At 69.5% G+C, this 14,403-nt stretch carries 16 protein-coding genes; 4 read left to right on the top strand and 12 right to left on the bottom strand.

Annotated features, from left to right (window positions below; translation table 11 throughout):
* Window positions 1–259 precede the first annotated feature (259 nt).
* The gene (locus ACZ5EF_RS18685) at window positions 260–697 is read left to right on the top strand and encodes a YqaA family protein (RefSeq protein ID WP_346061063.1); all 438 of its coding nucleotides are present in this window, start codon (window positions 260–262) and stop codon (window positions 695–697) included.
* Between the two features lie 546 nt (window positions 698–1,243).
* On the opposite strand, the gene ACZ5EF_RS18680 is transcribed toward ACZ5EF_RS18685, so the two are convergent.
* The 5 genes from ACZ5EF_RS18680 to ACZ5EF_RS18660 form a co-directional block, all read right to left on the bottom strand.
* Window positions 1,244–2,647, bottom strand: a complete 1,404-nt coding sequence (locus ACZ5EF_RS18680; RefSeq protein ID WP_346061064.1) for a TRAP transporter large permease — start codon at window positions 2,645–2,647, stop codon at window positions 1,244–1,246.
* Entirely contained in the window at window positions 2,647–3,207 is a 561-nt protein-coding gene (locus ACZ5EF_RS18675) for a TRAP transporter small permease subunit (RefSeq protein ID WP_346061065.1), read from the bottom strand. The genes ACZ5EF_RS18680 and ACZ5EF_RS18675 overlap by 1 nt, the downstream gene beginning before the upstream one ends.
* Before the next feature lie 83 nt (window positions 3,208–3,290).
* Window positions 3,291–4,112: an endonuclease/exonuclease/phosphatase family protein gene (locus ACZ5EF_RS18670; RefSeq protein ID WP_346061066.1), complete on the bottom strand. Its 822-nt coding sequence runs from the start codon at window positions 4,110–4,112 to the stop codon at window positions 3,291–3,293.
* Window positions 4,113–4,116: 4 nt separating this feature from the next.
* Window positions 4,117–4,755: a thiol:disulfide interchange protein DsbA/DsbL gene (locus tag ACZ5EF_RS18665; RefSeq protein ID WP_346061067.1), complete on the bottom strand. Its 639-nt coding sequence runs from the start codon at window positions 4,753–4,755 to the stop codon at window positions 4,117–4,119.
* Window positions 4,756–4,925: 170 nt separating this feature from the next.
* On the bottom strand, window positions 4,926–5,540 hold the full coding sequence (locus tag ACZ5EF_RS18660) for a c-type cytochrome (protein ID WP_346061068.1): 615 nt from the start codon (window positions 5,538–5,540) through the stop codon (window positions 4,926–4,928).
* 224 nt (window positions 5,541–5,764) lie between these two features.
* Between ACZ5EF_RS18660 and yihA the strand changes: the two genes are divergently transcribed.
* Window positions 5,765–6,382 (top strand): ribosome biogenesis GTP-binding protein YihA/YsxC, encoded by a 618-nt coding sequence (gene yihA / locus ACZ5EF_RS18655; protein WP_346061069.1) that lies wholly within the window; start codon window positions 5,765–5,767, stop codon window positions 6,380–6,382.
* 20 nt (window positions 6,383–6,402) lie between these two features.
* On the opposite strand, the gene ACZ5EF_RS18650 is transcribed toward yihA, so the two are convergent.
* From ACZ5EF_RS18650 to argH, 7 genes are read right to left on the bottom strand one after another with little or no spacing between them, the layout of a single operon-like run.
* Window positions 6,403–7,149 (bottom strand): HAD family hydrolase, encoded by a 747-nt coding sequence (locus ACZ5EF_RS18650; RefSeq protein ID WP_346061070.1) that lies wholly within the window; start codon window positions 7,147–7,149, stop codon window positions 6,403–6,405.
* Complete coding sequence (locus ACZ5EF_RS18645) at window positions 7,146–8,066, bottom strand: tyrosine recombinase XerC (protein ID WP_346061071.1); 921 nt, start codon at window positions 8,064–8,066, stop codon at window positions 7,146–7,148. Before ACZ5EF_RS18645 ends, ACZ5EF_RS18650 begins: the two co-directional genes overlap by 4 nt.
* A complete protein-coding gene (locus ACZ5EF_RS18640; RefSeq protein WP_346061072.1) occupies window positions 8,053–8,781 on the bottom strand; it encodes a DUF484 family protein in 729 nt (242 codons plus the stop codon). The genes ACZ5EF_RS18645 and ACZ5EF_RS18640 overlap by 14 nt, the downstream gene beginning before the upstream one ends.
* Window positions 8,782–8,810: 29 nt before the next feature.
* Window positions 8,811–9,644, bottom strand: a complete 834-nt coding sequence (dapF, locus tag ACZ5EF_RS18635; RefSeq protein WP_346061073.1) for a diaminopimelate epimerase — start codon at window positions 9,642–9,644, stop codon at window positions 8,811–8,813.
* Window positions 9,644–10,915: a diaminopimelate decarboxylase gene (lysA, locus tag ACZ5EF_RS18630; RefSeq protein ID WP_346061074.1), complete on the bottom strand. Its 1,272-nt coding sequence runs from the start codon at window positions 10,913–10,915 to the stop codon at window positions 9,644–9,646. Before lysA ends, dapF begins: the two co-directional genes overlap by 1 nt.
* Before the next feature lies 1 nt (window position 10,916).
* Window positions 10,917–11,042, bottom strand: coding sequence for an LPS translocon maturation chaperone LptM (gene lptM / locus ACZ5EF_RS18625; RefSeq protein WP_346061075.1), 126 nt, complete (start codon window positions 11,040–11,042; stop codon window positions 10,917–10,919).
* Window positions 11,042–12,436: an argininosuccinate lyase gene (gene argH, locus ACZ5EF_RS18620; RefSeq protein ID WP_346061076.1), complete on the bottom strand. Its 1,395-nt coding sequence runs from the start codon at window positions 12,434–12,436 to the stop codon at window positions 11,042–11,044. The genes lptM and argH overlap by 1 nt, the downstream gene beginning before the upstream one ends.
* 225 nt (window positions 12,437–12,661) lie before the next feature.
* On the opposite strand from argH, the gene hemC reads away from it, so the two are divergent.
* Window positions 12,662–13,603 carry a hydroxymethylbilane synthase gene (gene hemC, locus ACZ5EF_RS18615; RefSeq protein WP_346061077.1) on the top strand — a complete coding sequence of 314 codons (942 nt, stop codon included), beginning with the start codon at window positions 12,662–12,664 and terminating at the stop codon, window positions 13,601–13,603.
* The gene (locus tag ACZ5EF_RS18610) at window positions 13,603–14,397 is read left to right on the top strand and encodes a uroporphyrinogen-III synthase (protein ID WP_346061078.1); all 795 of its coding nucleotides are present in this window, start codon (window positions 13,603–13,605) and stop codon (window positions 14,395–14,397) included. The genes hemC and ACZ5EF_RS18610 overlap by 1 nt, the downstream gene beginning before the upstream one ends.
* Window positions 14,398–14,403 lie beyond the last annotated feature (6 nt).

The raw sequence follows: 14,403 nt of genomic DNA, 5'->3' as shown, positions 1-14,403 counted from the left end.
AGGTCTTGTCGTTGATGTCGTCGCCTAGCCTACTGCAAGGGACAGGGGGGCCGCCATGCTGAGCCTGTTCCTGGTGGCCCTGGCCGGCGCGACGCTGTTGCGAGGAGAGGCCGGGGGCTCGCCATGCTGAGCCTGTTCCTGGTGGCTCTGGTTAGCGCGACGCTGTTGCGAGGAGAGGCCGGGGGCTCGCCATGCTGAGCCTGTTCCTGGTGGCTCTGGTTAGCGCGACGCTGTTGCGAGGAGAGGTCGGGGGCTCGCCATGCTGAGCCTGTTCCTGGTGGCCCTGGTCAGCGCGACGCTGCTGCCCGGCGGCTCCGAGCTGTGGCTGGCCCGGCTCTGGTGCCTGGGGGAGCCGGCGGCGCTGCTGTGGGCGGTGGCCACCGCCGGCAACACCCTGGGCAGCCTGATCAATGTCTGGCTGGGCCGCTATGCGCGGCGTTTCCAGGATCACCGCTGGTTTCCCGCCTCGCCGGCGGGGCTGGCCCGGGCCGAGCGCTGGTACCACCGCTTCGGCGAGTGGAGCCTGCTGCTCTCCTGGGCACCGCTGATCGGCGATCCCCTGACGGTGCTGGCCGGGGTCTTCCGCCTGCCCTGGTGGCGCGCCCTGCTGCTGATCACCCTGGCCAAGGGGACCCGCTATGCGCTGGTCCTGCTGCTGGCCCGGCAGTGGCTGGCGCCGCTGTGCGGCGGCGCCTGAGATGCCGGGGGGATGACTGGGGATTAAAGTATTGCGGGCAGCCAGGTGGCCAGCCCTGGGAAGGCGGCCAGGGCCAGCAGCATGCTCAGCTGCAGCAGGATAACGGGGATGCCCCCCCGGTAGATGGCCCGGCAGTGGCGGGCACCGCTTTGCAGCGGTGCCTGGCAGGCGCGGGGTCGGCGTGGCCGGCCCCGAGGCTTACAGAATGGAGGGCAGCCAGGTGGCTAGCCCCGGGAAGGCGGCCAGAGCCAGCAGCATACTCAGCTGCAGCAGGATAAAGGGGATGCCCCCCGGTAGATGGCCCGGCAGTGGCGGGCACCGCTTTGCAGCGGTGCCTGGCAGGCGCGGGGTCGGCGTGGCCGGCCCCGAGGCTTACAGAGTGGAGGGCAGCCAGGTGGCTAGCCCCGGGAAAACGGCCAGGGCCAGCAGCATACTCAGCTGCAGCAGGATAAAGGGGATGCCCCCCGGTAGATGGCCCGGCAGTGGCGGGCACCGCTTTGCAGCGGTGCCTGGCAGGCGCGGGGTCGGCGTGGCCGGCCCCGAGGCTTACAGAATGGAGGGCAGCCAGGTGGCTAGTCCCGGGAAGGCGGCCAGAGCCAGCAGCATACTCAGCTGCAGCAGGATAAAGGGGATGACCCCCCGGTAAATGGCCGAGGTGGGCACCGAGTCCGGGGTCACCCCGCGCAGATAGAAGAGCGCGAAGCCGAAGGGCGGGGTGAGGAAGGAGGTCTGCAGGTTGATGGCGATCATCACCCCCAGCCAGATGGGGTCGATGCCCATGGCCAGCAGTACCGGGCCGACGATGGGCACCACCACGAAGGTGATCTCGATAAAGTCGAGGATAAAGCCCAGCAGGAACATCACCAGCATCACGATCAGCATGGCGCCCACCACGCCGCCGGGCATCGCCTCGAACAGCCCGGTGACCAGCTCCTCGCCGCCATAGGCGCGGAATACCAGGGAGAAGAGGGTGGCGCCGATCAGGATCAGGAACACCATGCTGGTGACCTGGGTGGTGGTGCGGGCCACCTCCTTGAGCATGGTCAGGCTCACCCGCCCCTTGGCCAGGGCCAGCACCAGGGCGCCGAAGGCACCCACCGCGGAGGCCTCGGTGGGGGTGGCGAAGCCGCCGAGGATCGAGCCCAGCACGGCGACGATCAGCACCACCGGTGGCACCAGCCCCTTGAGCAGCAGTGGCCAGAGGCTGCCGTGATGACCGAGCTCCTGCATCAGCGCCTGGCGGTCGGCGGGGGGCGCCAGCCGTGGCCTGAGCCAGGCGGTGATCGCCACATAGGCGATATAGGCCACCACCAGGATCAGCCCGGGGACCAGGGCGCCGACGAAGAGGTCGCCCACCGACACCGTCTTGGGGCTCCACACCCCCATGGCCAGTTGCGCCTGCTGGTAGGCGTTGGAGAGCACGTCGCCGAGCAGCACCAGGGCGATGGAGGGGGGGATGATCTGGCCCAGGGTGCCGGTGGCGCAGATGGTGCCGGTGGCGAGCGAGGCCGAGTAGCCCCGCTTGAGCATGGTCGGCAGCGACAGCAGGCCCATGGTCACCACGGTGGCGCCGACGATGCCGGTGGAGGCGGCCAGCAGCATGCCGACCAGGATCACCGCGATGCCCAGGCCGCCGCGCAGGCCGCCGAAGGCCAGGGCCATGGCGTCGAGCAGGGTCTCGGCGACCCGCGACTTCTCCAGCAGCACCCCCATCAACACGAAGAGCGGCACCGCCAGCAGGGTCTGGTTGGTCATGATGCCGTAGACCCGGTTGGGCATGGCGGAAAGGAAGTTGGCCTCGAAGTGCAGGGCCACGCCCAGGGCCTCCAGGCCCAGGCCGAGGCCGGCGAAGGCCAGGGCGGTGCCGGCCAGCGACAGGGCCACCGGATAGCCCAGCATCAGCACGACACAGATGGTGGCGAACAGGAAGAGCGGCATATAGTCGAGCACTAGAGCACCTCCTCGTGCTCGGGTTCCGGGGCCGCCAGGCGGCCGCGCAGGATCAGCACCTGGCGGATCAGCAGGGCGATGCCCTGGAGCAGCAGCAGCAGGGCCATCAGGGGAATCAGGGTCTTGACCAGGTAGGTCACCGGCAGGTTGGCATCCGAGGAGCGCTCCAGGATGGCCCAACTGCTGGCCACGTACTCGAGGCTGCCGAGGCCGATAAACAGCACCACCGGGAGCAGCAGGAAGAGGGTGCCGGCCAGGTCGATCCAGGCGCGGCCCTTGGCGGAGAGGCGGCGATAGAAGATATCCACCCGCACATGGCCGTCATGCTTGAGGGTGTAGGCGGCCCCCAGCATAAAGACCACGGCATGCATGGCCATCACCGACTCCTGCATGGCCATGCTGTGGATGCCCAGGGCGTAGCGCATCACCACCAGCACGAACTGCACCAGCATCATCGCCAGGGTAAGCCAGGCGATGGCCCGGCCGAGGGTCTCGATCACGCCCTCGATCCACCCGAGCAACGCCGGTTCGCGGCCCGTCGGTTCGCGAGTCGTTGTCATGGGAAAGTCTCGTTAGTGTCCGGCAGAAGGCGGCATCATCGCCGATTCGACGCCAGAGGTCACCCACCACCCTCAACGGGGTATCAGTTCCTGGTGGCCTGGATATGCCGGTAGAGGGCCAGTTGGCAGGCGTCTGGAAGATGGACATCCACCGCCACCGGCAGGTGATCCGAGAAGAGGTGATCCAGGACGCGTACCTCTTCCGCGACCAGGGAGTCGGATAGCAGGATATGGTCCAGGGCCCGGCGGGGTTGCCAGGAGGGGTAGCTGAGCAGCGGCTTGACCGGATGCAGGGGCAGGGCCGCACAGAAGTTGGGGTGGGCGTGGATCTGGTCCGGGGTGCAGTTGAGGTCGCCCATCACCACCACATGGCGCAGCGGCGTGATCAGCTCGCTGAGGTAGTCGAGCTGGCGCATGCGGCCGCGGTGACTCAGGGCCAGGTGGGCGACGAAGAGGTGCAGGGCATCGGGGCCCTCGCCGTAGCGGGCATGGATGGCGCCGCGACCGGGCAGGGTGCCGGGCAGGCGGTGCTCCTCGATATGCGCCGGCGACAGCCGCGACAAGAGGCCATTGCTGTGCTGGGCGAAGCGCCCCAGGTTGCGATTGAGCTGCTGGAAATGGTGGGGGAAGCCGGCCCGCTGTGCCAGGTACTCCACCTGATTGATCTGGCTGGAGCGGAAGCTTCCACCGTCGACCTCCTGGAGGCCGACGATATCGAACTGCCCCAGCACCTCGCCGACCATGTCCAGGCGGCCGCGGCGCTTGGGGTGGGGCAGCAGGTGCTGCCAGCTACGGGTCAGGTAGTGGTGATAGGCCGAGGTATGAATGCCCACCTGCAGATTGAAGGTGAGCAGGCGGAGATGACCTGGTGCGTGGAAGGGTCTCATGGCCTCGGCCTGGGTCATGGGCCTACTCGCCTCGTTCCTGACGGACCTTGTCGATCAGTGCCTCGGCGATCAGCGGCATGTTTTCCAGGCTGCCGGCGCTGGAGGGGCTGACCAGGTAGCGGCCGTCGATCACCATGGCCGGGACGCCCATCAGGCGCATGGCACGCATGCGGCTATGGGCCTGGTTGACCTGGGAACGCACGCCGAAGGAGGTCAGGGCCTCCCGGGCCTCGGCCTCGTCGACGCCGAAGTCACCGAAGAAGGCGGCCACCTCGTCGGTATCGGTAAGGCGCTTACCCTGCTGGTGAATGGCGTCGAAGATGGCCGCATGGGCCTCGTCCAGGATGCCCAGGGACTCGGCGGCATAGAAGACGCCGGCATGGGTATTCCAGTCGCCGCCCATGGTGGCGGGCATATGCACCACGCTGACGTCGTCCTCCAGGGTGGGATACCACTCGGTGACGCTCGATTGCAGGCGATAGCAGTGGGGGCAGCCGTACCAGAAGGCCTCGGTGACTTCGATCTGTCCTTCATCCACCACCGTTTCCACCGGGTTGGGCAGCAGTTCGTAGTGTTGGCCCTCCACCAGGGGGGTGGATTGGGCCTGGGCCAGGCCGGCCAGGGCGAAGATCGCCAGGGACGCCATCAGGGGCTTGAGCATGCGTGAACTCTCCTTGGAGCATGAATAGGGATAAAGGTAACAGGATTCGTTGCCCCTTGCCGGGGCGACGGTCGCAGGCTTTGAGCGCGATCGGGCGACGGGGTTCCCAACGTTCGGGGGCGGCCAAGTTGGCCGCCCCCGAACGTTGCGCTGGCTAAGCGATGCCGGCCTCAGTGAAGGCCCAGCACATAGTTGGCCACGGCTTCCATGTCACGATCGCTCATCTTGGTGGCGATATCGCGCATGATGGCGTTGGGATCATTGGCCCGCTCGCCATCGGCGAAATTCTGCAGGGTGGAAACGATATAGTCGGGATGCTGACCGCTCAGGGCCGGATAGGCCGCGGAGCCGATGCCCACCCCGGTGGGGCTGTGGCAGGCGGCGCAGGCCGGGATGCCCTTGCCCATGTCGCCGGCGCGATAGAGTTCCTGGCCACGGGCCACCAGCTCGGCGTCCGGATCGGCCTGGCCCAGGTTGGCCTGCTGCTGGGCGAAGAAGGCCGCCACGTCCCAGGCGTCCTGGTCACTGAAGCCGTCCACCTGGCCGGCCATCTGCGGTACCAGGCGCTCGCCGTCGCGGATATCCATGATCTGCTTGGCCAGGTAGGAGGCCTGCTGGCCGGCCAGGTTGGGGAAGGCCGGGGAGGCGCTGATGCCTTCCTGGCCGTGACAGGCGGCGCAGGTCTGCGCCTTCTCGCGCCCCGCGGCGGGGTCGCCCTGGAGGTCGGCGTGGGCCACGCCCACTGCGCCCATGGTCAGGGCCAGGCTTGCCAGTAACTTTCTCATCGCTAATCCACTATGCCATTGATTGTTGACCGGAACGTATCCTGGGCGCCGCCCGCTGTCCATGCTGCGCCTCTATCGGGCGCGGTTCGTTGTCGGCGAGAGCAGGGTGGTACACTAACCTGCCCCAGGTCGCTGAAAAATACAGGGCATTATAACGACTCGCCAGGGTGAGGTGAATCTGCCCGACCTGCCACCTAAGCCGAACTTTCGCCAGGATCCCATCCATGCCGTCTCTCAACTACCAGACCGCCCGCTTCCTTACCAGTGCGCCGACCCTGGCCCAGTGCCCGCCGGACGAGGGGCGCGAGGTGGCCTTCGCCGGCCGCTCCAACGCCGGCAAGTCCAGCGCGATCAATACCCTGACCCAGCAGAAGGCCCTGGCGCGGACCTCCAAGACCCCCGGGCGCACCCAGTTGATCAACTTCTTCTCCCTGGGGGAGGAGACCGGGCGGCGCCTGGTGGACCTGCCCGGCTATGGCTTCGCCAAGGTGCCGGAGAAGGTCAAGCTGGAGTGGCAGCGCCACCTGGGCGAGTACCTGCGCGGACGGGCCTGCCTGGCCGGCCTGGTGCTGGTGATGGACGTGCGTCACCCGCTCACCGAGTTCGACCAGATGATGCTGGGCTGGGCCGACGAGCAGTCGATGCCGGTACATATCCTGCTGACCAAGGCCGACAAGCTGAAGAGCGGCGCCGCCAAGGCGGCCCTGCTGCAGGTGCGCCAGCGCCTGCAGGAGTGGGAGGACCTGGTCAGCGTGCAGCTCTTCTCGGCCCTCAAGCGCGAGGGCGTCGAGGAGGCCCGGGCGCGGCTGGATGCTTGGCTGGCCGCGTCGGTCACCCCGTAGGCTTGCGGCGCCCCGGGACGTCAGTCCCGTTGCTGAAGGCGCGCCAGCAACGCCGGCAGCTCGCGGACATGGCTGAGGCGATGGATGCCCTCCGGCAGCGCCTCGCCCGCCGCCTGGTCGTGACGATCGATCCAGGCCACCCGCATGCCCAGGCGCCGGGCCGGTAGCACGTCCTCCTTCCAGGAGTCCCCCACGTGCAGGGCCCGCGACGGCGCGCTGTTGAGTCGTGCCAGGGCGGCCAGGAAGGGCCGCGCATCGGGCTTGGGGGCGAGCAGCTCGCCGGCGATGATCGACACCGGGAAGTGGCGCACCAGGGGCAGCCGATTGAGGTCCACGTTGCCATTGGTGATCGTGGCCAGGCGGTAGTCCCCCGCCAGCCCCTCCAGCAGGGCGTCCACCTCCGGGTAGGGATCGAGGCGGTGACGCAGCTCCAGGAAGCGCTCCATGGCGGCGGTGGCCCACATCTCCGCCTCCTGTGAGGCGAGGCCATAGGCCTCCAGCAGTTCATAGAGGCTGCGCCGGCGGACCCAGGTGAAGTCGCCGCGGCGCAGCGGGAAGCGCCGCGCCACCTCGCCACGGTGCTGCACGTAGGTGGGCAGCGGGAAGCGCTCGCCGTAGCGGCCCAGCTCGGCCAGCCGGGCCTCCAGCCAGGTGCTCAGGGCGTTGTCCAGCCAGTGGTAGTGGCCCTGCTCGGCGTGCTCCATCACCGGGCCGTTGTCCCACAGGGTGTCGTCCAGATCGAAGGTCAGGGTATCGAGGCGCGTCATGGGTCATCCTGGCCGCCCTCGGGGCGGCGGCGTGCGCGTGGGTGGGCGGCATCGTAGCTGGCGGCCAGGTGCTGCCAGTCGAGGCGGGTATAGACCTGGGTGGTGCTCAGGTTGGCATGCCCCAGCAGCTCCTGCACCGCGCGCAGGTCCTGGCTCGACTCCAGCAGGTGGCTGGCGAAGGAGTGACGCAGGCGGTGGGGGTGCAGGTGCTCGGCGAGGCCGCGCTCCCGGGCCAGCTTGGCCAGGCGTAGCTGGATGGCGCGATGGCCCAGGCGGCTGCCCCGCCGGCCGACGAACAGCGCCGCTTCCTGCTCGCCGGCCAGCTGGCCGCGTACCAGCAGCCAGGCGTCCAGGGCCTGGCGGGCCCGCCGGCCGATGGGCAGTTGCCGCGGCTTGGCGCCCTTGCCCAGCACCCGCAGGCGGCGTGGCTGGAGGTCGTGCAGGTCGAGGCCGGCCAGCTCCGCCAGGCGCAGGCCGCAGGAGTAGAAGAGCTCCAGCATGGCCTGGTCGCGGCGCGCCAGGGGCGAATCGTCATGGGGGGCGTCGAGGAAGCGCGCCAACTGGTCCACGTCCACCGGCTTGGGCAGGTGGCGGGGCTGGCGGGGCGCCTGGGAGAGGCGCACCGGGTCGTGATCGAGGCGGCCGCCCTCCACCAGGTACGCCGCGAAGCGCGACAGGGCGGCGCGGCGCCGGGCCAGGCTGCGCGGCGCCAGGCCCCGGGCCCGCTCCTGGCCCAGGAAGCGTCGCACCAGGGCGGCGTCGAGCTCGCTCCAGTCGGCGAGCCCGGAAGCCTCGGCGAAGGCCAGGAAGGCGCTCAGGTCGCGGCGATAGGCGGCCAGGGTGGCCGGGCTCGCCTCCCGCGCCAGGGCGCCGAGGAAGGCCTCGAGGGCGTCGGCGAGGGCCTCAGCGGGAGGCATCCCCGATCCTCCCGTGATGCACCAGCAGCCGCGCCACCACCTCGCCGAGGTACTCGGTGAAGAGGGTGTCGAGGCTGGCGCGGAAGTGCTCGGTGTCGTGGCTGGCCAGCACCAGGTAGCCCAGCGGCTCGCCCAGGGTCAGCCGGGTGATGACGCAGGAGCCGGCCTGGGCCGGCGCCTTGGCGTGGGGCAGCAGCAGCTTCCAGTCGGTGGCGGAGAGCCGGGAGCAGCGGCTGTTGCGGCCCTCCAGCAGGGCGCCCAGGCGCTGGCCGGCGGTGTCGTCCAGCACCTGGCGGGGCGCCTGGGGCGGGTGCGGTTCCCGGTCGGTGAGGCTGGCCGGACACCACAGGGCCACGGCGCTGGTCTGGAACTGCTCGGCGAGCTGGGTGGCCAGGGTCTGACCCAGGGCATCGCCGTCCTCGGCTTCCAGCAGGGCCAGTACCAGGCCGCGGGTGCGGCGATACTGGCCCTCGTTATGGCGGGCCGAGTCGAGCAGCTGCTCCAGGCGCCATTCGGCGGTCTCGGCCCGCTCGCGCAGGTCATGAACCAGGCGCTCCAGCAGCGAGATGGCGCCGCGCCCCTCCGGATGGGGCACCTTGAGTTGCTGCAGCAACCCCTCGCGGCCGACGAAGAAGTCGGGATGACGGGCCAGCCAGTGGGCGACCCGTTCCGGGTCGAGGGTCTGGCGGGGCTCGGGGGCCTGGGCTCGCGTCATGGGGTAATTCCTCGTCGTGGTCGTGAGGTTCAGTTCAGGGGGACCCGGCCCTCGAAGACCCGCTCCGCGGGGCCGGTCATGGTCAGGGGGGCGCCGTCGCCGGCCCACTCGATGGTCAGCTCGCCGCCGGGCAGGTGCACCTTCACCGGGCTCTCCAGCAGCCCCTGGCGGATGCCGCTGGCCACCGCGGCGCAGGCGCCGGTGCCGCAGGCCAGGGTCTCGCCGCTGCCCCGCTCGTAGACCCGCAGGCGAATCTCGTGGGGCGAGACCACCTGCATAAAGCCGGCGTTGACCCGCTTGGGGAAGCGCGGGTGGGACTCGATGGCCGGGCCCAGCCGGGCCACCGGGGCGCTGTCCACGTCATCGACACGCAGCACCGCATGGGGGTTGCCCATGGAGACCACGCCGATCTCGAGGCGCTCGCCGTCGACCTCCAGGGCGTGACGCGGCAGGTCCTGGGCGGCCTCGAAGGGCAGCGACTCGGGGGCGAAACGCGGCGCCCCCATATCGACGCTGACCCGGCCGTCCTCCTGGATCACCAGGGTCAGGGGGCCGCCGGCGGTCTCGACGCGGATCTCGTGCTTGTGGGTCAGGCGCTGGTCGCGCACGAAGCGGGCGAAGCAGCGCGCCCCGTTGCCGCAGTTCTCCACCTCGCTGCCGTCGGCGTTGAAGATGCGGTAGCGGAAGTCCAGGTCCGGGTCCCGGGGTGGCTCGACGATCAGCAGCTGATCGAAGCCGATGCCGAAGTGACGATCGGCGAGCTGGCGGATCTGCTCGTCGCGCAGCCGCGCCCGTTGGGTGACCAGGTCGACCACCATGAAGTCGTTGCCCAGGCCATGCATCTTGGTGAAGTGCAGCAGCATCAGTCCGCGGCCTCCGGCAGCAGGGCCTCGCCTTCCCACAGCGCCTCCAGGCGCTCGCGGCGGCGCACCAGGTGGGCCCGGTCGCCATCCACCATCACCTCGGCGGGACGCGGGCGGCTGTTGTAGGTGGAGGCCATCACGAAGCCGTAGGCCCCGGCGGAGCGCACCGCCAGCAGGTCGCCCGCGGCGATGGCCAGTTCGCGATCCTTGCCGAGGAAGTCGCCGGTCTCGCACACCGGGCCCACCACGTCATAGGTGGCGCTCTCCCGGGGCGCCCGGGTATCCACCGGCAGGATGCGTTGCCAGGCCTGGTAGAGGGAGGGGCGGATCAGGTCGTTCATGCCGGCGTCGACGATGGCGAAGTTCTTGGTCTCGCCGGGCTTGAGGTACTCGACCCGGGTCAACAGCACCCCGGCATTGGCGGCGATGGAACGGCCCGGCTCGAACAGCAGGGTCAGGCGCTCGCCGCCGGGCCAGGCGGCCAGGCGCTCGAGCAGGGCGCGGGCGTAGTCGAAGGGCGCCGGCGGGCGCTCGTCCTGGTAGGGCACGCCGAGGCCGCCGCCGAGATCCAGGTGGGCGATCTCGATGCCCGCCTCGCGCAGCCGCTCGAGCAGCACCAGCAGGCGATCCAGGGCGTCCAGGAAGGGCGAGAGCTCGGTGAGCTGGGAGCCGATATGGCAATCCAGGCCGCTGATGCGGATATTCGGCAGGCGCGCGGCGAGCTCGTAGACGCCCAGGGCCTCGTCCACCGGGATGCCGAACTTGTTGTCCTTGAGGCCGGTGGAGATATAGGGGTGGGTGCCGGCATCCACGTCGGGATTGACCCGCAGCGAGACCGGCGCCACCTTGCCGAGGCGCCCGGCCACGGCGTCGAGGCGCTCGAGCTCCGGGCGCGATTCGACGTTGAAGCACTTGATGCCCGCCTCCAGGGCACGGGCCATCTCCGCCTCCTGCTTGGCGACCCCGGAGAAGACCACCTTGGCCGGGTCGCCGCCGGCGGCCAGCACCCGCTCCAGCTCGCCCTCCGAAACGATATCGAAGCCGGCGCCGAGGCGCGCCAGCAGGCCCAGCACCGCGAGGTTGGAGTTGGCCTTGACCGCATAGCAGATCAGGTGGGGGTGGCTGCCCAGCGCCTCGGTGTAGGCGCGGAAGTGACGCTCCAGGGTGGCCCGGGAATAGACATAGCAGGGGGTGCCGAAGCGCTCGGCGATCTCCGCCAGGGGCACCTCTTCGGCATAGAGGGCGCCGTCGCGATATTCGAAATGATCCATCTTAGGCCTCGTCGTCGGTGGGGGTCGCCGCCTCGGGGGGCGGCGTCTCCGGCAGGTACAGCGGGCCCTGCTGGCCGCAGGCGGTCAGCAGCATCAGCAGCAGGAGCCCCAGGGCCAGCCGGGCCATCAGCGCAGCGCCTTCAGGGCGTCGCGGGCCCGGCTGGCCGCGGCGCGGACCTGATCGGGGGCGGTGCCGCCGATATGGTTACGGGCCGCCACCGAGCCTTCCAGGGTCAGTACCTCGAAGACATCGGCCTCGATCACCTCGGAGAACTGGCGCAGCTCGTCGAGGGTCATCTCGGAGAGGTCCTTGGTCTCGCGGATGCCGAAGGCCACCGACTCGCCGACGATCTCGTGAGCGTCGCGGAAGGCCACGCCCTTGCGCACCAGGTAGTCCGCCAGGTCGGTGGCGGTGGAGAAGCCCTTGCGGGCCGCCTCACGCATGCTGTCGGCCTTGGCCTCGATGGCCGGCACCATGTCGGCGAAGGCCTTGAGGCAGTCCTTGACGGTGTCCAGGGTGTCGAACAGCGGCTCCTTGTCTTCCTGATTGTCCTTGTTGTAGGCCAGCGGCTGGGACTTCATCAGGGTCAGCAGGCCCATCAGGTGACCATAGACGCGGCCCGACTTGCCGCGCACCAGCTCCGGCACGTCCGGGTTCTTCTTCTGCGGCATGATCGAGGAGCCGGTGCAGAAGCGGTCGGGCAGGTCGATGAAATCGAACTGGGCGCTGGTCCACAGCACCAGTTCCTCGCTCATCCGCGACATATGCATCAGCAGCAGGCTGGCGAAGCTGGTGAATTCGATGGCGAAGTCGCGATCGCTGACCGCGTCGAGGCTGTTCTCCGCCGGGCGCTCGAAGCCCAGCAGCTCGGCGGTGACGTGGCGATCGATGGGGTAGGTGGTGCCGGCGAGTGCCGCCGCGCCCAGGGGCATCACATTGACCCGCTTGCGGCAGTCGAGCAGGCGCTCGTGGTCCCGGGCCAGCATCTCCTGCCAGGCCAGCAGGTGGTGGCCGAAGGTCACCGGCTGGGCGGTCTGCAGGTGGGTGAAGCCGGGCATGATGGTCTCGGCCTCGCGGTCGGCCAGCTCGATCAGGCCCTCGCGCAGGCGGGCCAGCTCGGCGGCGACGATATCGATCTCGTCGCGCAGGAAGAGGCGGATATCGGTGGCCACCTGGTCGTTACGGGAACGGCCGGTATGCAGTTTCTTGCCGGTGATGCCGATCTTGTCGGTCAGGCGTGCCTCGATATTCATATGCACGTCTTCGAGCTTCACCGACCAGGGGAATTCGCCGCGACGAATCTCGTCGTCGATCTCGTCCAGGCCGGCGACGATGGCGTCGCGCTCGGCATCGGTCAGCACGCCGACCCGGGCCAGCATGGTGGCATGGGCGATGGAGCCCTGGATATCGTGGTGGGCCAGGCGTTGGTCGAAGTCCACCGAGGCGGTGAAGCGTTCGACGAAGGCATCGGTGGGCTCGCTGAAACGGCCGCCCCAGGACTGGTTGGTCGACTTCGTCATCGGAGGAAAAATCCTGCAAGTTGGCTGACAAGGTATTGCCTGGCAGTGTACCAGAGTCGACGGGGCAGGCCATGCCAGCGTCGCTCGCCGTAGGCACGACGCCGGGGGCGTTTTTCCTTATCTGGCGACTGCTTTATGATGGAGTAATAAAAGCGGGGCTCGCCCCCGTGCCAACGATTCATGGGAACGCCTGCCAGCCGCAGGCCCCAGCGACGGGAGATCCACGTGTCCGCCATCACTACCCTGCGCATCGCCACCCGCAAGAGCCTGCTGGCCCTGTGGCAGGCCGAGCATGTCCGCGACCGCCTCCAGGCGATTCATCCCGGCCTCGAGGTGGAGCTGGTGGCCATGTCCACCCGCGGCGACCAGATCCTCGATGCGCCCCTGGCCAAGGTCGGCGGCAAGGGGCTCTTCGTCAAGGAGCTGGAAGAGGCGATGCTGGATGGGCGGGCCGATATCGCCGTGCACTCCATGAAGGACGTGCCCATGCAGTTTCCCGAAGGGCTGGGGCTGTCGGTGATCCTCGAGGGCGCCGAACCCACCGACGCCTTCGTCTCCAACCGGTACGCCAGCCTCGACGAGCTGCCCGAGGGGGCACGCATCGGCACCTCCAGCCTGCGTCGCGGCCTGCAGATGAAGGAGGCACGTCCCGACCTGGAGATTCTCAACCTGCGGGGCAATGTGCAGACCCGATTGGGCAAGCTGGACGCCGGCGACTTCGATGCCATCATCCTCGCCACCTCCGGGCTGCGCCGCCTGGGCCTGGGCGAGCGCATCGCCATGGAGCTGCCCCCCGAGGTGTGCCTGCCGGCCTGCGGCCAGGGGGCCCTGGGCATCGAGTGCCGGACCCATGATGCCGATCTGGTGGCGCTGCTGGCGCCCCTGGACGATGCCGAGACCGCCACTCGGGTGCGCGCCGAGCGCGCCATGAACACCCGCCTGGAGGGGGGCTGTCAGGTGCCCATCGGCGGCCATGCGGTCCTCGAGGACGATGGTCGTACCCTCTGGCTGCGGGCCCTGGTGGGCAGCCCCGACGGTACCCGGGTGCTGCGTGCCGAGGGCCGTGGCTCCGCCTTCGAACCGGAGACCCTGGGCATCCGGGTCGCCGAGGACCTGCTCGCCCAGGGCGCCGGCGAGATCCTCGCCGAGGTCTACGGCGACGCCTGATGAGTCAGGCATCGCGGGTGCTGATCACTCGGCCGGGAGAGCGGGCCCGGCCCCTGCGAGAGGCCCTGGACGCCCTCGGGGCGGAGAGCGTCGCCCTGGAGGTGATGCGCCTGGAGGCCCTGCCGGAAACTCAGGCGCAGCGCAGCGCCTGGCTCGACTTCGATGCGTATCGGCATGTGATCGTGGTCAGCCCCTTCGCCGCCGACTGCCTGGCAGAGGCCCTCGATCGCTACTGGCCCCAGCTGCCGCTGGGGCCACGCTTTTATGCGGTGGGCGCCGCCACCGCCGAACGACTGCACCGGCACCTGGGGGTGCGGGTACGGGTGCCGCCGCCGGGGCAGGGCGATACCAGCGAGGCGCTGCTGACCCTGGCCGGGTTGCGCTCGTTGAGCGAGCAGAAGGTGCTGTTGGTGGCCGGTGAGGGGGGGCGTCCCCTGCTGGCCGAGACGCTGGGTGCCCGTGGCGCCCGGGTCACGCGTCTGGCACTCTATCGACGACAGTGCCTGCCGCCCGCGCCCGAAGCGGCGGTCTGGCTGGCCCGGGGGGAGTACCGGGCCCTGGTGGTCACCAGTGGCGAGCTGCTCGAGCATCTCGCCCCCTGGTGCGGCGAGGCGGCGTTGAACCAGCCGCTAATCGTTTCGAGCCCCCGCCTGGCTACACTGGCCGGTAGCCTGGGGTTCACCAAGCTTCATACGGCTACGGGAGCCACCCCGGCCGCCTTGGCGGCCGCCGTGGCCGGGGCCTGCAACCTGGATGGCGCCGAACCCGATCATGACGATCTCGACAAGGGCTAGCGATAG

The sequence above is a fragment of the Bisbaumannia salifodinae genome, assembly GCF_055388505.1.
Note: the sequence above shows the minus strand (reverse complement) of the source record. Positions and strands in the feature narration are given on the sequence as shown.

Bases quoted from the DNA above. Each gene is read 5' to 3' on its own strand.
- ACZ5EF_RS18660 (WP_346061068.1), bottom strand. From the start codon at position 5,540: ATGAGAAAGTTACTGGCAAGCCTGGCCCTGACCATGGGCGCAGTGGGC.
- yihA (WP_346061069.1), top strand. From the start codon at position 5,765: ATGCCGTCTCTCAACTACCAGACCGCCCGCTTCCTTACCAGTGCGCCG.
- ACZ5EF_RS18640 (WP_346061072.1), bottom strand. From the start codon at position 8,781: ATGACGCGAGCCCAGGCCCCCGAGCCCCGCCAGACCCTCGACCCGGAA.
- ACZ5EF_RS18665 (WP_346061067.1), bottom strand. From the start codon at position 4,755: ATGCTCAAGCCCCTGATGGCGTCCCTGGCGATCTTCGCCCTGGCCGGC.
- ACZ5EF_RS18670 (WP_346061066.1), bottom strand. From the start codon at position 4,112: ATGACCCAGGCCGAGGCCATGAGACCCTTCCACGCACCAGGTCATCTC.
- ACZ5EF_RS18610 (WP_346061078.1), top strand. From the start codon at position 13,603: ATGAGTCAGGCATCGCGGGTGCTGATCACTCGGCCGGGAGAGCGGGCC.
- ACZ5EF_RS18645 (WP_346061071.1), bottom strand. From the start codon at position 8,066: ATGCCTCCCGCTGAGGCCCTCGCCGACGCCCTCGAGGCCTTCCTCGGC.
- ACZ5EF_RS18675 (WP_346061065.1), bottom strand. From the start codon at position 3,207: ATGACAACGACTCGCGAACCGACGGGCCGCGAACCGGCGTTGCTCGGG.
- ACZ5EF_RS18650 (WP_346061070.1), bottom strand. From the start codon at position 7,149: ATGACGCGCCTCGATACCCTGACCTTCGATCTGGACGACACCCTGTGG.
- dapF (WP_346061073.1), bottom strand. From the start codon at position 9,644: ATGCTGCTGCACTTCACCAAGATGCATGGCCTGGGCAACGACTTCATG.
- lptM (WP_346061075.1), bottom strand. From the start codon at position 11,042: ATGGCCCGGCTGGCCCTGGGGCTCCTGCTGCTGATGCTGCTGACCGCC.
- argH (WP_346061076.1), bottom strand. From the start codon at position 12,436: ATGACGAAGTCGACCAACCAGTCCTGGGGCGGCCGTTTCAGCGAGCCC.
- ACZ5EF_RS18685 (WP_346061063.1), top strand. From the start codon at position 260: ATGCTGAGCCTGTTCCTGGTGGCCCTGGTCAGCGCGACGCTGCTGCCC.
- lysA (WP_346061074.1), bottom strand. From the start codon at position 10,915: ATGGATCATTTCGAATATCGCGACGGCGCCCTCTATGCCGAAGAGGTG.